The following is a 17,354-nucleotide window of genomic DNA, read 5'->3' as shown; positions in this document are numbered from 1 at the left end:
ATATAACGAATATCAATTGTTATTCATTGACAAGTGCTTTCTGTTTTTTTGTTACGGATAACATTTTTTCTTTCTTCTTTGACATTACCTCTTTATCAGAAAGACGTAAAGAAAATAGTAATGCTACGAGTAAAAATATTGCTGATCCAATTAATGCTGCTTGATATGGAAAGAAATCTGAATGCGCATTATGTTGTACACTGTTATTTCCAAAACCGGCTAGTATACTAGCTAAAACAGCAACTCCTATCGCTGAACCTAATCGATTTTGCACATTAAATATAGTGGTTGCTCTCCCCATAGAAGGTGGCGTTATATTGTTAAATGCAGAAAATTGAACTGCTCCAACTGACTGGCCTAAGAAAATACCTATGCCAAACAATAATGCCCGTATTTGCCAAGGGTTTGTATCGTGATTTACAAAACTTAATAAAACAAAGATAATCGCCGTACAAATTAACCCAATAGAAATTACCTTACGAGCTCCTAATTTCTTATATGACCATGGTACGATTTGTGAAGAAATCATTAAACCAATCGCCTCCGGAAATGTCGTTAGACCTGATTCTAACGCGGAAACTCCTATTACATTTTGATACATAAGAGGAAAAACAAATAACATTCCTAGTAAACCAGCTGATGAAAATAATGAAATAAGACTCATTTTTCTAAAGACTGGTTCTTTTAATAAGCGTAAATCTAACATCGGTTGCTTTACTTTAAGTTCTACAAGAATAAACAATGTAATAAATACAGTCCCAGCTATTCCAGTACTTATAATCTCTGTAGAAATCCAGCCTCTTGATGGTCCTTGACTAAGCGCATAGATTATCATCGCAAATCCTGGTGCTGATAGAATAAAACCGAGAGAATCAAAGCGACCAGCTGATTTTTCAATATGCTCTTTTAAAAATAGCAGACCGAATAGTAACGCCATAATTCCAAAGGGTAAATTAATATAAAATGCCCAGCGCCAAGACATTTGATCTACAAAAAAGCCCCCAATAATTGGTCCTACTGCCGGTGCGACAGCAATTGGCAACACAATAAACCGAGAAATTTTCGGCCTTTCCTCTGGTGAAAATGTTCGGAATAACATCGCCATCCCAACTGGTGTTAAAAGCCCCCCACCAGCACCTTGAATAATACGAAAAATATTCAATGAAGTAATATCGTTTGCTATCCCACATAACGCAGATGCGGTTGTAAAAACGAAAAGAGCAGTTAGAAATATCCTTTTCGTACCGAATCGATCTCCTAGCCAACCAGAAATCGGAAGGAAGACAGCTAAGCTAACTAAATACCCAACATTAACTGTCCCCATCGCAGATGGTGGAACTTGTAGTTCTTTACTTATCGTTTGTAGTGCTACATTTACAATTGTTGCATCCATAGCAGCCATAAACATCGCTGTTATATATACAATGCTTACAACTACTTTTGGATTTATTTTTGCCTTCATTATCGTTTTCCTACTAATATTTTTTTGCCAACTTGTTTACTTTTTGGATTCAAATCTTCCCAGTTATTTCCAACATATTGTAAACAATCATTCCTACTAGCCTCTTTATGTACGACGTTCCAACCAATAGGTACATCAAGAAAGGCAGGCCAGAGAGAATACTGGCCCTCCTCATTTTTTAATACTTTATATGTGTAATTATCATTTTCAAACGGATTCGTCATACTGTACTTACCCCTTTCTTATTCTGCAAATATTTCGCTAATACTTGTCCAATTTCTGTAAGTGGTCCTGGTTGACATAAATCTTTATGTCTACAATCAATATCGTATTGCACAATTTGCCCGTCTAAATAATTTAACCACGTATTTGGAGAGATAGGATCAAACCAGTCTGGTATAACAGTAGATCTAAAGAATAAAATATCTCCATTATAAACTTTCGGTACATATTTCCCTAACAATCCTACTGAGTTTACATATGTTTCTTTCAAATTCAAAATCGTCTCTTCTTCAAGACTTGCTAATGCACTTCCATCTTTACGAAGTATTTCAACCGCACTTTCCATCGTAAGTGGTTTACCATCCATGTTATCTGGGTCATATCCACCTAGAGCGAGCAATGCGATTAACGCTTCTTCTTCCGTAGGCGCTTCCGTATTCGGTAGGAAGTGACCAGGATAAGAATCTAACATAACGAGTAATTCTACTTCTTCCCCTTCATTTTGTAGTTGCGCTGCCATTGCATGGACAACATTTCCTCCGAGCGACCAACCGAGTAAACGATATGGTCCGTGAGGCTGTACTTCACGAACGTGTTTTAAATAATCCGCCGCCATCTCCTCTAAACTTTTTGGAAGTTCTTCATTTTTAGCGATACCACGTGCTTGCACACCGTAGATTGGATAATCTGTTCCTAAAGATTTCATAAGTCCTGCATAGCACCAACTTAATCCACCTGCTGGGTGTACACAAAATAGTGGTAATTGGTCTCCACCTGATCGTAATGGAAGCAATACATCAAGTGCACTTTGACCATTCCCCATTTCAAGTCTTTCAGCTAATCCAGCAACAGTAGGTGCTGCAAATAAAGTTCCGATATTTAGTTCCACCCCAAGCGCTTCTTTCATGCGGCTCATAAGCTGCACTGCAAGAAGTGAATGGCCACCTAAGTCAAAGAATCCATCATCAATTCCAATTTGCGGCACACTTAAAACTTCTATAAACAAGTCACATAACATTTCTTCTTGCGGTGTTCTTGGTCCACGACTAGAAGCTGATGCAATAAATTCTGGAGCTGGCAATGCCTTTCTATCTAATTTACCGTTTGGAGTTAAAGGCAACTCATTTACTACTACAAAAGCGTATGGAACCATGTAATCTGGTAAACTACCACCAGCAAATTGGCGCATTTCATTCGTATCAATCATTTCATTATTTGATGCGACGATATAAGAAACTAACCGTTTATCCCCTGGTTGATCTTCCCGTACAATAACGGCTACTTGCTCAACTTTAGGGTGTTTCATTATGACCGCTTCTATTTCCCCTAATTCAATTCGGAATCCGCGAATTTTTATTTGGTGATCTGCACGCCCTATATAATCTAACGTCCCATCATGACGCCAACGAGCTAAGTCTCCTGTGCGATACATTCTTGTACCTGGCTTGCCAAATGGATCTGCGATAAATCGTTCAGCAGTTAAGCCTGCTCTTCCTAAATATCCACGAGCAAGCCCTGCACCTGCAACATACATTTCTCCAACTACTCCAGGTGGCACTGGTTGTAAATAGTTATCTAATACGTATACTTTAAGGTCAGGTATACTGCACCCAATTAAACTATTCGCTCGTAAAGAGACGATAGTTTCATCTAATTCAATATAACTAACATGTACTGTCGTCTCAGTAATACCGTACATATTAATAAGCTTCGGTGCATTATGAGGATGTCGACTATACCAATCTTCTAATCGACTTAGCTCAAGTGCTTCTCCTCCAAAAACAACATATCGTAAAGATAATTTTTGGCCAATCTCTTCATTTTCACGGCCTGCTTGCATCAATTGATAGAACGCTGATGGAGTTTGGTTTAAAACCGTTACTTTTTCTTTAACAAGAAGCTGTAAAAATTCTTTCGGCGAGCGACTTACACTATGTGGTACTACGACTAAACGCCCTCCATATAATAAAGGTCCCCAAATTTCCCAAACCGAGAAATCAAAAGCATATGAATGAAACATCGTCCACACATCGTCTGCGTCAAATTGGAACCAATGATCAGTTGCTCCTAAAAGTCTTACTACGTTTTGATGAGGTATCATAACGCCTTTCGGTCTGCCTGTTGAGCCTGAAGTATAAATAACATAAGCGATATGCGAAGGAGTTAACGGCTTCATACGCTCCATTTCATCTATATTGTCTTCACTATATTTCTCACTTTCTTCTATTACCTCTATATCATCAATTAAAATTTTCAATTCCTCATCACATTCAATTTCCACATCTGAATTTGTTAAAACACATGACGGTTTCGCATCATGGAGCATAAATGAAATGCGATCTGACGGGTAATCTGGATCTAATGGCAAATATCCGGCACCAGCTTTCAGAACAGCTAGTAAGCTCACAACCATTTTTAAAGATCTCGGCATTGCTAAAGCAACAAGGTGATCAGGACCAATTCCTTTCGCTATTAGCAAACGAGCTAACTTATTCGCTTTTTTATTCAATTTTTCATAAGTTAACTTTTCATCTTCAAAGACGACAGCAATAGCATTTGGATTTATATGAGTCTGCTTTTCAAATAATTGTGATAATGTCATTTCTGGTGCGATTTGAAAACCACCATTCCACTTTTCTAACACTGTATTTTTCTCTGCTAGAGTTAATATTTCTAATCTACCAATTGATTGATCCGGATGTTTCACTGCATCATCTAATAACAGAATGTATCGTTCAACTAATTTTTGAGCCGTTTCACGTTTATATAAATCTGTACTAAACTCTAATAACCCCTGTAAGCCATTTGGATTCCCATCAACTCCATTACTTTCACTAATTTCAAATGTTAGATCAAACTTCGCAGAGCCAACGCTTTGAATTTCAAGGTTTGCTTCTATATCTGGGGCATCAAAGGTTGCTTCTGGCGTATTTTGGAAAGCTAACATAACTTGAAATAGCGGATGACTATTTCTAGTACGCACTGGGTTTAACACTTCAACGAGTCGTTCGAATGGGACATCTTGATTTTCATAAGCTGCAAGGTTCGACTGCTTCACTCTATTCAATAATTCTTTAAAACTTGGATCTCCTGATGTATTTGTACGTAACACTAATGTATTTATAAATAAACCAACTATGTCAGAGAGTGCATCATCGTTTCTTCCAGCAATCGGACTACCGATTGGTATATCAGTACCTGCACCTAATCTTGTAAATAGCGCACTTAGTCCTGCTTGCAATACCATAAACAAACTAACTCCATTTTTCCGTGCAAGCTCTACTAACCTACTATGCATACCTGCATCTATATGAAAATGAATTGTTTCTCCCTGGTAACTCGTTTCCATTGGACGCTGATAATCTGTAGGTAACTCCAATTGATCTGGTAAACCTCTTAATTCTTTCTTCCAAAAATCTAATTGTGTTGAAATGAGACTCTCTTGTGTAGTTTCATCCCCTAACAATTGTTGTTGCCAAAGTGCATAATCTGCGTATTGAACCGGAAGTGTCTCCAGCTGTACTCTGTTCCCTTGACATCGTGCTTTATACGCCGCTGTAAGATCTCTCGTTAACGGTTGTAATGACCAGCCATCCCCTACAATATGGTGTAATAGAATAAGTAATACATGTTCGTTTTCACTCATTGTAAAAAGTTGCACACGAACTGCTGGTTCAACATCGAGGTTAAAGCTATATCTTACCGCCTCTGTAAGCACATTTTCTAATTCATCTTTACATGTTTTTGTTTTAATTATTTCTAGATTTAAATTTTCCATATCTAAAATTTTCTGATAAGAACTACCTAATACGTTAGGGAAAATTGTTCTAAGTGTTTCATGTTTCTCAACTACATCATAAATGGCACCTTGTAATGCTTCCTCGTTCAACTTTCCAGACAAACGAATAACTAACGGAATATTATAAGTAGGACTTGGCCCTTCTAAACAATTTAAGAACCATAATCTACGCTGCGCAAATGAAAGTGGAACTTCATTTGGTCTACTTACTTTCTTAATTGCTGGTCTTGCAGTTTTTGCTTGATCCAATTGTTTCGCTAATTCAGCAACAGTTGGCGATTCAAATAGTTTCCCAATTCCTAGTTCGACACTTAACGTTTCACGAATTCTTGCCATTAAACGAGATGCAAGAAGCGAATGTCCTCCCATTTCGAAGAAATTATCATCAATGCTAATGCGAGAAACACCAAGTACTTCTGCAAATAAATCACATAATATTTCTTCTTTCGGATTTCTAGCAACTCTCTCATTGTTCATTCCATTATAATCTGGAGCAGGTAATTTCTTTCTATCAACCTTTCCATTTGGCGTTAATGGTAATTCTTCTAGCAATACAAATGCTGCTGGCACCATATAATTCGCTAAACTTTCTGAAACATAAGAACGAATTTCTGCAAGATGAATCGTTTCCTTCTCTTCGGCAACGATATACGCAATGATTCGTTTATCATTTGGACGGTCTTCTCGTACCATAACCACTGCTTGCTTAATATTTTTATGTCGTTGTACTACCATTTCAATTTCAGCTAGTTCAATTCGGAAACCACGAATTTTAATTTGATGATCTGCGCGGCTCATGTACTCTAGAACGCCATCTTTGCGCCATTTTACTAGATCGCCTGTACGGTACATGCGTTGTCCTGGTTTTCCATAAGGATTTGCAACAAACCGTTCAGCCGTTAACTCTGGTTTTCCTAAATATCCATTTGCAAGCCCTTCCCCCGCAATATACAATTCACCAATTACTCCAGGTGGAACTGGTTGTAATCCTGCATCCAATATATACACTTCTGTATTCCAAATTGGCTTTCCGATAGGAGGTATACCACTTTCTCTTTCATCGATGTTCATGACAGTAGACCAAATCGTCGTTTCAGTTGGTCCATATAAGTTTGTAATAGTACAACCTAATTCTTTTAATGTATTTGCTAAATGGGTGGGAAGAGCTTCACCACCAATAAGCACATTTAGCCCTTGTAGCCTTTCTGGATATTCAGCTACTAACGCCTGCCAGAGCGTCGGGGTAGCTTGCATAATTGTCACTCTTTCTTCTAGTAACAGTGCCGTTAACGCCGAAGGTTCTTGAATTACCTCTTTTGGAGCAATTGTTATACTTGCACCACTAATAAGAGGTAAATAAATTTCTAGAGCAGAAATATCAAACGCAAACGTTGTAACTGCTAATAAATGATCGTTTTCATTTAGTGAAAATATATCGTCCATAGCCAATAAAAAATTACTTAAAGCTTTCATAGGAACAATTACACCTTTTGGATTGCCGGTTGAACCTGAAGTGTAAATTGTATAAGCTGGGTTTAAAAGTGATTCATCATTTCTAAATGGTAGATTCATATGAGAATATGCTTTTAACGCTTGTTCTGTTTCTTCACGATCTAATTCAATTTTTTTCATACCATTTTCTATAACTAATGTAGATGAATGTGTGATGATACACACTGGTTTTGCATCATTTACAATATAATTGATTCGCTCAGCTGGATATTCAGGATCTATCGGTAAATACGCTGCACCAGCCTTTAAAACTGCTAGCATACTAACTACCATTTCTGTTGATCTTGGTAATACTAAAGCTACAAACTGATTTGGTCGTATTCCTTTTTCTATTAAATAGTGCGCTAGTTTATTCGCTCGTTCATTTAGATCTTTATACGTAAGATCTACTCCGTTACAAGTAACCGCTATTTGATTTGGAGTCTTTTGTACTTGTTTTTCAAATAATAAAGGTACATTGATTAACTCTTCATCTTCCTTGGTTTCATTCCATTTCAATAGAACTTTATAATTTTCTTTAGGAAGAGTTATGTTTATTTTTCCAATCGGCTCGTCTTTCTGATAAGTATTTACTACTAATTCTAATAAATTCATAAATCTTTCTTTATGCAATGCTAGCTCCGCGCCATTATATACTTCTGGGTTCGCATCAAAATGAATCATTAACTCATTTTCATCGAAACGTTTATATACATTTATCGATAAATCATCGACAGGTCCTGCTGATAAATTATGTGTAATACCACGATTTCCAGCAAAATTAAGTCCATAATCAAAAGGCATCACATTCACTAACGGCCCAAATAATCTTTGGTTTTCACCTAGTAACTTTAAGTCTCTTCTTAATTCCTCATGACGGTATTTATGATGACGACGTATGTCTCGAATTTCTTTAGAAACTTGCTGTAATAATTCCGCAACAGTTATATTTGGAGTTACAGTGAGACGAAGTGGTACTAAATTCATTACCATACTCGGTGTATAAATAGATGCAGAACCGAGACGCCCCATCATCGGTAAGCCTAAAACAATATCGTTTGCACCTGTTAACTTATGCATATAAATACTTGTTACAGCGACAATAAATTCTGGCCAACTTGTTAGTGAAATATTGATATCTTCTAGTAAAGTTTTCGTGCTAGAACTGGATAAATAAGCTATTTCTCGTAAAAATCCATTTGATGTTCGCGGTGCTCGTTCTGCTAAGCTTACAACTTCCGGTTCATCTGCAAACTTTTCTAGCCAAAAAGCGCGGTCTTCCAGAAATTGTTTAGAATCACGATACTCAATGTCTTCTTGTACAATCTTTGAAAGAGAACCAAATGGCTTCTCATTTTTATTTTTTTCTCCTATAAGTAATGTATACTCTTTCGCTACCTTTTGGCTAAGAAGTGAAAATCCATAGCCATCCATCACAATGTGATGGATGCGCTGATACCAAAAGAAACGATTATTTTCAACTTGAATAAGTGCTTCAGTAAATAATGTATCTGTTTTCAAATCGACTGGCATAGATAAATCATTTTTCATCCATACTTTAGCAGCTTCTTCAGGATTTCCTTCTTTACGAACGTCAATAAAATGCATATGAAACTGTAATTCTTCAATAACTTGCCATGGACCAATTTCATCTTCTTCGAAACGAACATGAAGTGCCTCTGCTTCCATTACAACTTTACGTACTGCTAATTCAAAAATTTCTTGATTAATATTTCCGTTTATTTCTACATATTCCCCAGTATTATAAATCGGATTAAGCGGATCTAATTGTTGCGCAAACCACATACCAGACTGCGCAGATGATAACGAATGACGAACCTTTTGACTATTAGGCATTCTTTACTACCCCTTTATTATGTAGTCTATATTAAAGTACATGTTCTGTTTGCAGAGATAATAAGCGATACCAATCAACAACCGTTGGGTTCTCTGCTAAATCCGCAAAAGTAATCTCCTTTCCTTCGCGACGCCACTTCTCTACTAAACTCATAATTCTGACCGAATCAAGTCCTCTATTTAATAAATCTTCATCAGTCCCAACACTCTCTACTGTTTCACGAAGTAATTGTGCAACTAGTTCATGTACTTTTTGTAAAGTGATTTCATCATCATCTTTTAAACCTTGTAACTCTGTTAACAAACTGTTAGTTGATGTCGTTACTGCACATCTATTTGACGCATACTCCAACGCTTGTTTATGATGTTCTAGTGAAAAATCAGCAACTGCATCTGCTACAAAGAACGGCTGAATTCCATCCATAAATGCTTCACAAGCTGTTAAAAGGCAGCCAATATGCGCATAAATACCGCAAATAATGAGTTGATCTCTTCCTTGTTCATTTAAAATTTCTAATAGATTTGTCTTTTTAAATGCACTATATCTCCATTTTGTTAAGAATATATCATCTTCATCAGGAGTAAGTTCATCGACAATTTTCTTTTTATCTGGTCCAGCAGGAATACCGTCACCCCAGAAGTCTTGTAATAATCCTCGTTGTTCTAACGTTTGTCCACCTGGTTGTGCTGTATAAACAACTGGTATACCAAGATCATTACATTTTTCTCTTATCATTTTAATATTTGAAATAAGTTCTACTTTTGGTGATTCTTTATCGCTATATGCATCAAGAAAATATTCTTGCATGTCATGAATTAAAAGCACTGCACGTTTCGGATCTGGTGTCCAATTCACTTTATTTTTTGGTAATTCTGATTCAATTGGCATTTTGTATACTGAAATAGATGGGATAGCCATCTAATCACTTCCTTCCAAGTTTTATATTTTTATATTTTTTTATCGTTTTACCGTAACAAGTTTTTCCGCAATGACTTTACGTAATTCTTTTTTGCTTACCTTTCCAACACCTGTTTGCGGGAATGATTCAATAAATTCAATTCGATCTGGAATCTTATAAGCTGCTATACCGCGTTCTCTTAAGAACCTTTTTAATTCACTTACTTCCGGAGCTTGTCCGCGAGCTATTACAAATGCACAAGTACGCTCTCCTAAATAATCGTCAGGCATAGATACAATCGCTACATCATGTACTGCATCATGTGCTAATAGATGATTTTCAACTTCTTCCGCAGCGACTTTCTCACCACCACGATTAATTTGATCTTTATCTCTTCCTTCTACAATGATGTAACCTTGTTCATTTACTTTTACAAGATCTCCTGTGCGATAAAAGCCATCCTTTGTAAATGATCGTGCATTATGCCCTTCTGCTTTATAATAACCACGAATTGTATATGGACCCCGTGTTAATAAACTACCTACTTCACCAGGTTTTACATCGTTATCATATTCGTCAACAACTCGTACTTCATCAAGTGTAGACATTGGTCTACCTTGTGTATGAATTATAATTTCTTCCGGATCATCTAATCTTGTATAGTTCACTAATCCTTCTGCCATACCGAACACTTGCTGTAATGTACATCCAAATGTAGGACGTATACGTTTTGCAACTTCAGCACTAAATTTCGCACCACCTACTTGAATCACTTCTAGGCTTGATAAATCGTTATTACGTGAAGATGCAGCGTCAAGCCATATCATTGCTAATGGCGGTACGAGAGCAGTAATCGTAACTTTTTCTTTTTCGATAAGTGCAAATGCCTCATCCGGACTACCCCCAGTTGCCAGCACAACTTTTCCACCCGCATAAAAGGTTCCAAATGTTCCAGGAGAACTCATTGGGTAATTATGTGCTACTGGAAGAACTGCCATATAGACGCTCTCTGCACTTAAATTACAAATTTCAGCGCTAACACGTAAACTATAAATATAGTCATCATGCGTTCTAGGAATTAATTTAGAAAGTCCTGTTGTCCCTCCTGATAATTGGAGAAACGCAACATCACTTGGCTGAACTTCTGGCAATGGAACGGGATCTATATATAAAGCACTTATGTTCACAAACTCTTCTTCTTCTCCCACTACAATTACATGTTGTAAAGTTGGTACTTTCTCTTTCACTTCTCTTGCTAGTTTTCGATAATCAAAACCAAGAGCCTTATCTGAAATAACGTACGCACTTGCCTCACCAAACTCACAAAAATAACTAATTTCACTACTGCGATGTGAAGGTAATGCAAAAACAGGAAGTGCTCCAATTCGAAATAGCGCAAAACACATTTCAAAAAACTCGATAACGTTAGGTAGTTGGATTACAACTCGATCTTCTGGCTTTATTCCTAAATTCAGTAAACCTGACGCTAAGCGATCTACTTTTTTATCAAGCTCACTATATGTTATATACGTATTACCACTTACAACCGCAATTTGATCTCCATATTTTTCAGCACGCTCTCTTAACACTCCGCCAAATGTTTCCCCAAGCCAACACCCTTCCTCTCGATAGCGATCGGCAAATTCTTTTGGCCATTTTGTATAACCTGTTAACATTCTTTCTGCCCCCTACTTTTCATTAAGTGAACTATCATTTAACCCTAAAGCTTTCAACATTGTTTGAAACTTAGCTGATGTTTCTGCTAATTCATCTTCTGGTTTTGACTCAGCAACAACTCCAGCACCTGCATATAAACGGAGTGTATTTTCTTGTACTTCAGCACAACGAATTGTAACAATCCATTCACCGTCTCCATTTAAATCGCTCCACCCTAACATTCCTGTAAAGAACTCACGGTCAAATGGCTCAATTTGTTGAATAGCTTCTCTCGCTTCTTCCATCGGCGTTCCGCAAACTGCTGGCGTAGGATGAAGAGCAATTGCTAATTCTAAAGAACTAGTATTTGGATTCTTTAGTTCACCTTTCACTTCAGTAGACAAATGCCACATCGCTTCACTATGAATAACAGATGGTTTTTCCGGAACATGTAATGTATGACAGTATGGGCGAAGCGCAGCAGCAACTGCTTCCACTACTACCGCATGTTCATGCAAATCTTTTGGAGAAGAAAGTAATTCCTCCGCTCTTCTTTTATCTTCTACTGGATCATCACTACGTGGTCTTGAACCAGCTAACGGATTAGAAATCACTTGCATACCATGACGTGAAACGAGTAATTCAGGACTAGCTCCAATTAACGTCTTACTATTCTCGTTTTCATCTTTCGGTAAATTCACCGCAAATGTATAACCGTGCTTATTATGCTCTGCTAATTCTCGAAGCAGTTTTTGCTTATCAATTTTTTCGGAAGATTTAACATCTAACGATCTAGATAGAACGATTTTCTTTAAATCTCCGTCCTTTATTTTTTCAATTCCTTGCTTCACACCATTCATATACACTTCATGATCTGGTACAGGCGTCATTTCGAATGTTAAGTTCCTATTTATTTCAAGATGATTTGTTGTATCCAATTGTAAACGCTCAGAAATTCTGCTATATTCTGGTACGATAAGTTGGACTTCTTTTCTACGATCAAATGGCAAAGCACCCACAACGATAGGATTCGGATTTCCGGCTTGTTTTGCATTACGTAATACTGCTTGCACAAGCTCTGGGAAGCTTTCAATTTCATGATGCTTTACTGTAGTAAATTCTCCTTCTGCTAATATCGTTCGGGTTGGTGAAGCGAAAAAGAATGAAGATTCAGTCTTATAATCTTCTAGTAATTTTTCTGACAGTTCCTTTACAACCGTAAATTCATTCATAGTATAGTAGCCCCCTAAATTTTTTATTAAACTCCTAATGTAGCTCCGCCATCGACACATAAATTGTGCATTGTAATATGACTCGCTTTACCTGAAGCTAAAAACAATACCGCTTCAGCAATTTCTGAAGGCTGTGCAATTTTTTGTAACGGTATACCGAGTCTATATGTATTTTGAGAACCAGCGATTATATTTTTGGCTCCATTCTCATCAGCCCATAATAACCTTTGCATTTCAGTTTCAGTAGAACCAGGAGAAACTAAGTTACAGCGAATGTTGTACGCTGCAAGTTCTAATCCTAAACACTTCATAAACATCGTCGTTGCAGCTTTTGATGCAGCATATGCAGCCATCTCCACTCTCGGCGTATTTGCTGCATTTGAACCAACTGTAACAATTGCCCCTGACTTTCTTTGCATCATATGTTTACTTACTGCTCGAGACATATAGAAAACTCCTGTAGAATTTACAGAAAATGTTTTATTCCAATCTTCATCACTTAACGAGTGAATCGCTCCCATACGTAAAACCCCTGCAACATTTACTAATATATCTATTGGTGCTATATCATTTTCAATACGTTTTACTGTATCTTCAACAGCGTTACTATCACTCACATCTAAATGAAATATTTTCATACGTGTTTCATTTTGATTCAAGAGTACGTTTAACCCCTCTCCATTTTGATCAACCGCAATTACTGTAGCTCCTCTTTCTAAAAACATTTTGGCAACAACACTACCTATGCCTTGAGCTGCACCTGTTACTAAAACAGTTTTCCCATCAAATTCCCCTAAGTTCATTTCCTCTATCCTTTCATTTGAAAATTAATCTAATTAAACAAATAATGATAATGATTATCATTATCGATATAAAAAATAATACACTTACTAAACTAATTGGTCAAGTGTACTTTTCATTAAAATATTATTCATTGATAATGTTTTTCATTTAATATTCTTACAACGAAATGATAATCTTTCTCAATAAACTTGTCAACCTATTTTCATTTTTCAGATAAAACATTTTAGTACTTCTCAATACAATTACATCTAAAAGCATTAATAATTACTTACATAAAAAATTCAATTCATACTCCTCTTTGTAAAAATTGAAGAAGATAAACTGGAAAGACCTTCATTTACAAAGCTTTGACAAAAAATCGATTATATATTTTCTCAACATTTTTCTGAAAATACCAAGAAATTACTTCTTACAATTACGGATGTATGTTGTGTTTATAATTTAAGATTTAATATATATTTCGGATATAATGTATCACTTTTTAATATTCCAATATAATCCAAAAGAAATACCACTCCCTTCTTTTGTCTCAAAAAATTCCAAAGATTATATAAGCTCGTTAAAATAATTACGAAAAAGCACCCTGTTTAACAGGATGCTTTTTCATAAATATAGTGTGATAGACGCTTTATATACTTATGCTACGCTGCGATACTCTTCTTCTTGTTCTTTTTTCTGCTTTGGTGCTTGAATTAACATTGCGATAATAAATGACACGACACATAATACGCCAATCACCATGAAGGTTGGTTTGAATCCACCTAGCAGTACACCGATAAAGGAACCTGCAAGTGCTCCAAATCCAAATCCTTGATACACAATTCCGTAATTCTTACTATGGTTTTTCATACCGAAGAAATCACCAACAATAGCTGGGAAAATAGTAATATTTCCACCAAAGCAAAATGCTACACTTGCTACACATACGAAGTAAATACCATAATTTAAATCTACGAAACTTAGAACTAATACTGAACTTGCCATAACAACAAAAGTACCAGTAACGATTTTTAAACGACCAATTTTATCTGATAACGGTCCTAGAATAATACGACCTAACGTGTTGAATATTGCAACCATTGCTACCGCATTAGATGCTGTCGCTGCGCTAAGCCCTACAAGTTGAACACCAATGTCTTTTACCATACCAATTAAGTATAAGCCACTCATGCATGATGTAAATAACATAATAAATAATAAGTATACTTGTTTTGTACCTAACATTTCTTTCGTTGTGTATTCATGAGTTTTTGTTTCCTGAACTGCACCTTGATCAGCAGCTTGATGGATTAAACAAGCTCCAAGGACAATCATAGCAGTAACAATTAACCCCCAATATATAAATGCTTGTGATACACCAACTGATTCAATTAACTGCGCGTTAACGTATTTAAAGATTAAGCTACCTGAACCATATGCAGAGACAGAAATCCCAGCAATTAAACCTTTACGCTCTGGAAACCATTTTATTAAATTTGATAATGAAGTGATATATGCTGTACCATCTGCATATCCTACAACAACTCCCGCTAGGGCATAAAGCAATATTAATGAGGAAGCTTGTGAACTAAGTATTAATCCAAGTCCTAATGCTAGTCCAGCTGTCATAATAAGTTTACGAAGTCCCCATTTTTCTTGCAATTTACTGGCAAATAAAGTTGAAAATGCTAAAGAAAGACTAGTAATTGAGAAAGTTATCGCAACTGCGTTAAGACTCCAACCGTATTTACTAACTAAAGGCTGATTGAATAAACTCCATGTATATATCGTCCCAAGCCCCATTTGTACTATGACTGTACCAAGGACAACAAGCCATGGATTAACAGCTGATTTTTTCATACTTTTCCGCCTCCTCTTTCTATTTCAATGCGTTTCGCTAAGTCTTGTTTTTTTATGTTCATTTTGGTCACCTCTTTTGATTTAACACCTTCATTGTATAAGATGTTTTTGCTTATGTAAGCACTTACAAGACAGAGCGTCAAAAACATGGAATCAGTTACAGAAAACGAAGGACGAAATACAAAAAACCACTTATTAAATACGTAACAGTTATTTATATTGTTTTGTATAGGATCGATTTACATTTGTTTTTGAATCCTTTTTAAAAAGTGAAACAATAAAACCGTCTCTTTCATATTTATTAAAGAGACGGTTTTATTAGGTCAATTCATAAGTCTGATTTTCTTTATACGTTTATAATTGTTTCTTCAAATGTAACAATTGGTTCTACAAATTCCATCATAATGAAAGCATTTTTAATATGTCTTGTTAAAACTTCTTTTAATTCTGTACACATAGACTACAAATATTTTTTTGATAAATAAAACTAAATATTCACTAATATACCTATACGTGGTTTAATATATATAATAAAAAATATTTCTGTCTTTAATGAGGAGGTACTATGAAAGCAAACGTAGGGGATACTATACTTTTTCAACGAAATAATTTAAAGATTACAGGATCTGTACTAAAACTTTATACTGAATCGGTCTTAGTTGAAATTACAGATGTAAGCGGTGGTACTTTTGAATTTGATCGAACAATTGTAAATCATAAAAACTATAAAATATTAAATACGAATACATAAAACAACACAAAATAGCCGCTGCTCCCCAGCAGCGGCTATTTTATATGAAAATACTTCATTAGTTTATATATCCTAAAACACTTACAATCTTACTCGCTTTTAAATTGTTAATGTGATAATAAATTTCTAAACCTCTTCTCTCAGCTCGTAACACTTTACCCTTCATTTTTGATAAATGTTGCGAAACAGTCGATTGTGGAATATTTAGTAATTCTGTTAGTTGTGTTACGTTACAAGTCTTTCTCGTGCTTAATTCATTTACGATTTGTAATCGAATTGGGTGCGCCATAATTTTTAAAATATCTACATCTTCTTCTGAAACTAAACTTTTTCTCATTTCACTCGTATATGTTGTCATAAGACATTCCCCTTTTATATGAATTCCTTTTATTTAGATCTATTTCCAAAATATTTAAAACTCCGATGTGAAACCTTTATATAAAAATAATAGAATTTTAAATTTTTAAAAACAGAACAAAATTCAATTCACTTTATTTATTTGGTACATATACATAATACAATGTTAATATGTGCTCTATGTGAAGTTAGCATAAATTTGCAATGAAGATTTTTCAAACAATTCACATCTAACTATATACCTCTTCATAACACTATCAGTGATTTTAACATATTTTAGGCGTTTGTATATACTATCTACAAAATAAATGTTGTTTAGGACGAATTCAAATGCCTACAATGTTACAAGAAGAAGTTGAAGAATCGTGCAAAACGTATGTCAGTCGTATCATATTAATCAGTGGATCAGCCTTATTTTTAGTAGGTGGTGTTATATTAGCAATTTCGGCTTTTAAAGCTGTTAATTGTTTGGAAAATACGCTGCCTTCTACAGATAACTCATAAGGGAGTTATCTAATTGTAAATAACAAATAAATGCCTCCTCTATAAAGAGGTGGCATTTATTTTATTATAATAAGTTCTATACTAGAAAATCATAAACAATACTTTGAGCATGATTCTTTTCCCCTATCTACACATCCACAATTTACTGCCCAAACACAACTTTCATTCTCCGCTTAGCATGTACTAAAAAGGAGGTACGCGCTTCATATGTCAAACTATTATTACGATCGTTCACATAAGTACTATGGGAATAATAGTAAAATTTTCGCGTATACATAGGCTTTATTTACAATAAGGTAGATTTTATTTTACATAAATATCATTGTACTAATCTAAAATTTCTGTATTTACATTTTTTCTTTTTATCTTATAATTTTAACCAATAAGGAGATTGATAATATGGGAGTTTGTGTAGACTTATTTAAAGAGTATGAAGATAAAGAGAAAGTCGTTTATCGTTTTTCCCTTGTGAAGATGAAGA

At 35.5% G+C, this 17,354-nt stretch carries 11 protein-coding genes; 2 read left to right on the top strand and 9 right to left on the bottom strand.

What is annotated here, in order from left to right; translation table 11 throughout:
- Positions 1-19: 19 nt before the first annotated feature.
- The 8 genes from ACVWY7_RS18430 to ACVWY7_RS18395 form a co-directional block, all read right to left on the bottom strand.
- Positions 20-1,462: an MDR family MFS transporter gene (locus ACVWY7_RS18430; protein WP_000644773.1), complete on the bottom strand. Its 1,443-nt coding sequence runs from the start codon at positions 1,460-1,462 to the stop codon at positions 20-22.
- A complete protein-coding gene (locus ACVWY7_RS18425) occupies positions 1,462-1,686 on the bottom strand; it encodes an MbtH family protein (RefSeq protein ID WP_456523896.1) in 225 nt (74 codons plus the stop codon). Before ACVWY7_RS18425 ends, ACVWY7_RS18430 begins: the two co-directional genes overlap by 1 nt.
- Complete coding sequence (gene dhbF / locus ACVWY7_RS18420; protein WP_456523895.1) at positions 1,683-8,831, bottom strand: non-ribosomal peptide synthetase DhbF; 7,149 nt, start codon at positions 8,829-8,831, stop codon at positions 1,683-1,685. The genes ACVWY7_RS18425 and dhbF overlap by 4 nt, the downstream gene beginning before the upstream one ends.
- 31 nt (positions 8,832-8,862) lie before the next feature.
- Positions 8,863-9,750 (bottom strand): isochorismatase, encoded by an 888-nt coding sequence (dhbB, locus tag ACVWY7_RS18415; RefSeq protein WP_456523894.1) that lies wholly within the window; start codon positions 9,748-9,750, stop codon positions 8,863-8,865.
- A gap of 39 nt (positions 9,751-9,789) precedes the next feature.
- A complete protein-coding gene (locus ACVWY7_RS18410; protein WP_456523893.1) occupies positions 9,790-11,406 on the bottom strand; it encodes a (2,3-dihydroxybenzoyl)adenylate synthase in 1,617 nt (538 codons plus the stop codon).
- A gap of 12 nt (positions 11,407-11,418) precedes the next feature.
- Complete coding sequence (dhbC, locus tag ACVWY7_RS18405) at positions 11,419-12,618, bottom strand: isochorismate synthase DhbC (protein WP_073524122.1); 1,200 nt, start codon at positions 12,616-12,618, stop codon at positions 11,419-11,421.
- A 26-nt stretch (positions 12,619-12,644) separates the two neighbouring features.
- Complete coding sequence (dhbA, locus tag ACVWY7_RS18400; RefSeq protein WP_456523892.1) at positions 12,645-13,421, bottom strand: 2,3-dihydro-2,3-dihydroxybenzoate dehydrogenase; 777 nt, start codon at positions 13,419-13,421, stop codon at positions 12,645-12,647.
- Between the two features lie 637 nt (positions 13,422-14,058).
- On the bottom strand, positions 14,059-15,261 hold the full coding sequence (locus ACVWY7_RS18395; RefSeq protein ID WP_000747889.1) for an L-lactate MFS transporter: 1,203 nt from the start codon (positions 15,259-15,261) through the stop codon (positions 14,059-14,061).
- Positions 15,262-15,826: 565 nt separating this feature from the next.
- Here ACVWY7_RS18395 and ACVWY7_RS18390 point away from each other — a divergent pair.
- A complete protein-coding gene (locus ACVWY7_RS18390; protein WP_000646788.1) occupies positions 15,827-16,012 on the top strand; it encodes a YkvS family protein in 186 nt (61 codons plus the stop codon).
- Positions 16,013-16,070: 58 nt separating this feature from the next.
- Here the strand turns inward: ACVWY7_RS18390 and ACVWY7_RS18385 are convergent, their stop codons facing one another.
- Positions 16,071-16,370, bottom strand: coding sequence for an ArsR/SmtB family transcription factor (locus tag ACVWY7_RS18385; protein WP_000214798.1), 300 nt, complete (start codon positions 16,368-16,370; stop codon positions 16,071-16,073).
- 329 nt (positions 16,371-16,699) lie between these two features.
- Between ACVWY7_RS18385 and ACVWY7_RS18380 the strand changes: the two genes are divergently transcribed.
- Positions 16,700-16,873 carry a hypothetical protein gene (locus ACVWY7_RS18380; RefSeq protein WP_001142751.1) on the top strand — a complete coding sequence of 58 codons (174 nt, stop codon included), beginning with the start codon at positions 16,700-16,702 and terminating at the stop codon, positions 16,871-16,873.
- Positions 16,874-17,354 lie beyond the last annotated feature (481 nt).

It is taken from the genome of Bacillus sp. TE9106W, assembly GCF_054062215.1.
This window is presented reverse-complemented; position numbering and strand designations above follow the sequence as displayed.

Bases quoted from the DNA above. Each gene is read 5' to 3' on its own strand.
- ACVWY7_RS18430 (WP_000644773.1), bottom strand. From the start codon at position 1,462: ATGAAGGCAAAAATAAATCCAAAAGTAGTTGTAAGCATTGTATATATA.
- ACVWY7_RS18425 (WP_456523896.1), bottom strand. From the start codon at position 1,686: ATGACGAATCCGTTTGAAAATGATAATTACACATATAAAGTATTAAAA.
- dhbF (WP_456523895.1), bottom strand. From the start codon at position 8,831: ATGCCTAATAGTCAAAAGGTTCGTCATTCGTTATCATCTGCGCAGTCT.
- dhbB (WP_456523894.1), bottom strand. From the start codon at position 9,750: ATGGCTATCCCATCTATTTCAGTATACAAAATGCCAATTGAATCAGAA.
- ACVWY7_RS18410 (WP_456523893.1), bottom strand. From the start codon at position 11,406: ATGTTAACAGGTTATACAAAATGGCCAAAAGAATTTGCCGATCGCTAT.
- dhbC (WP_073524122.1), bottom strand. From the start codon at position 12,618: ATGAATGAATTTACGGTTGTAAAGGAACTGTCAGAAAAATTACTAGAA.
- dhbA (WP_456523892.1), bottom strand. From the start codon at position 13,421: ATGAACTTAGGGGAATTTGATGGGAAAACTGTTTTAGTAACAGGTGCA.
- ACVWY7_RS18395 (WP_000747889.1), bottom strand. From the start codon at position 15,261: ATGAAAAAATCAGCTGTTAATCCATGGCTTGTTGTCCTTGGTACAGTC.
- ACVWY7_RS18390 (WP_000646788.1), top strand. From the start codon at position 15,827: ATGAAAGCAAACGTAGGGGATACTATACTTTTTCAACGAAATAATTTA.
- ACVWY7_RS18385 (WP_000214798.1), bottom strand. From the start codon at position 16,370: ATGACAACATATACGAGTGAAATGAGAAAAAGTTTAGTTTCAGAAGAA.
- ACVWY7_RS18380 (WP_001142751.1), top strand. From the start codon at position 16,700: ATGCCTACAATGTTACAAGAAGAAGTTGAAGAATCGTGCAAAACGTAT.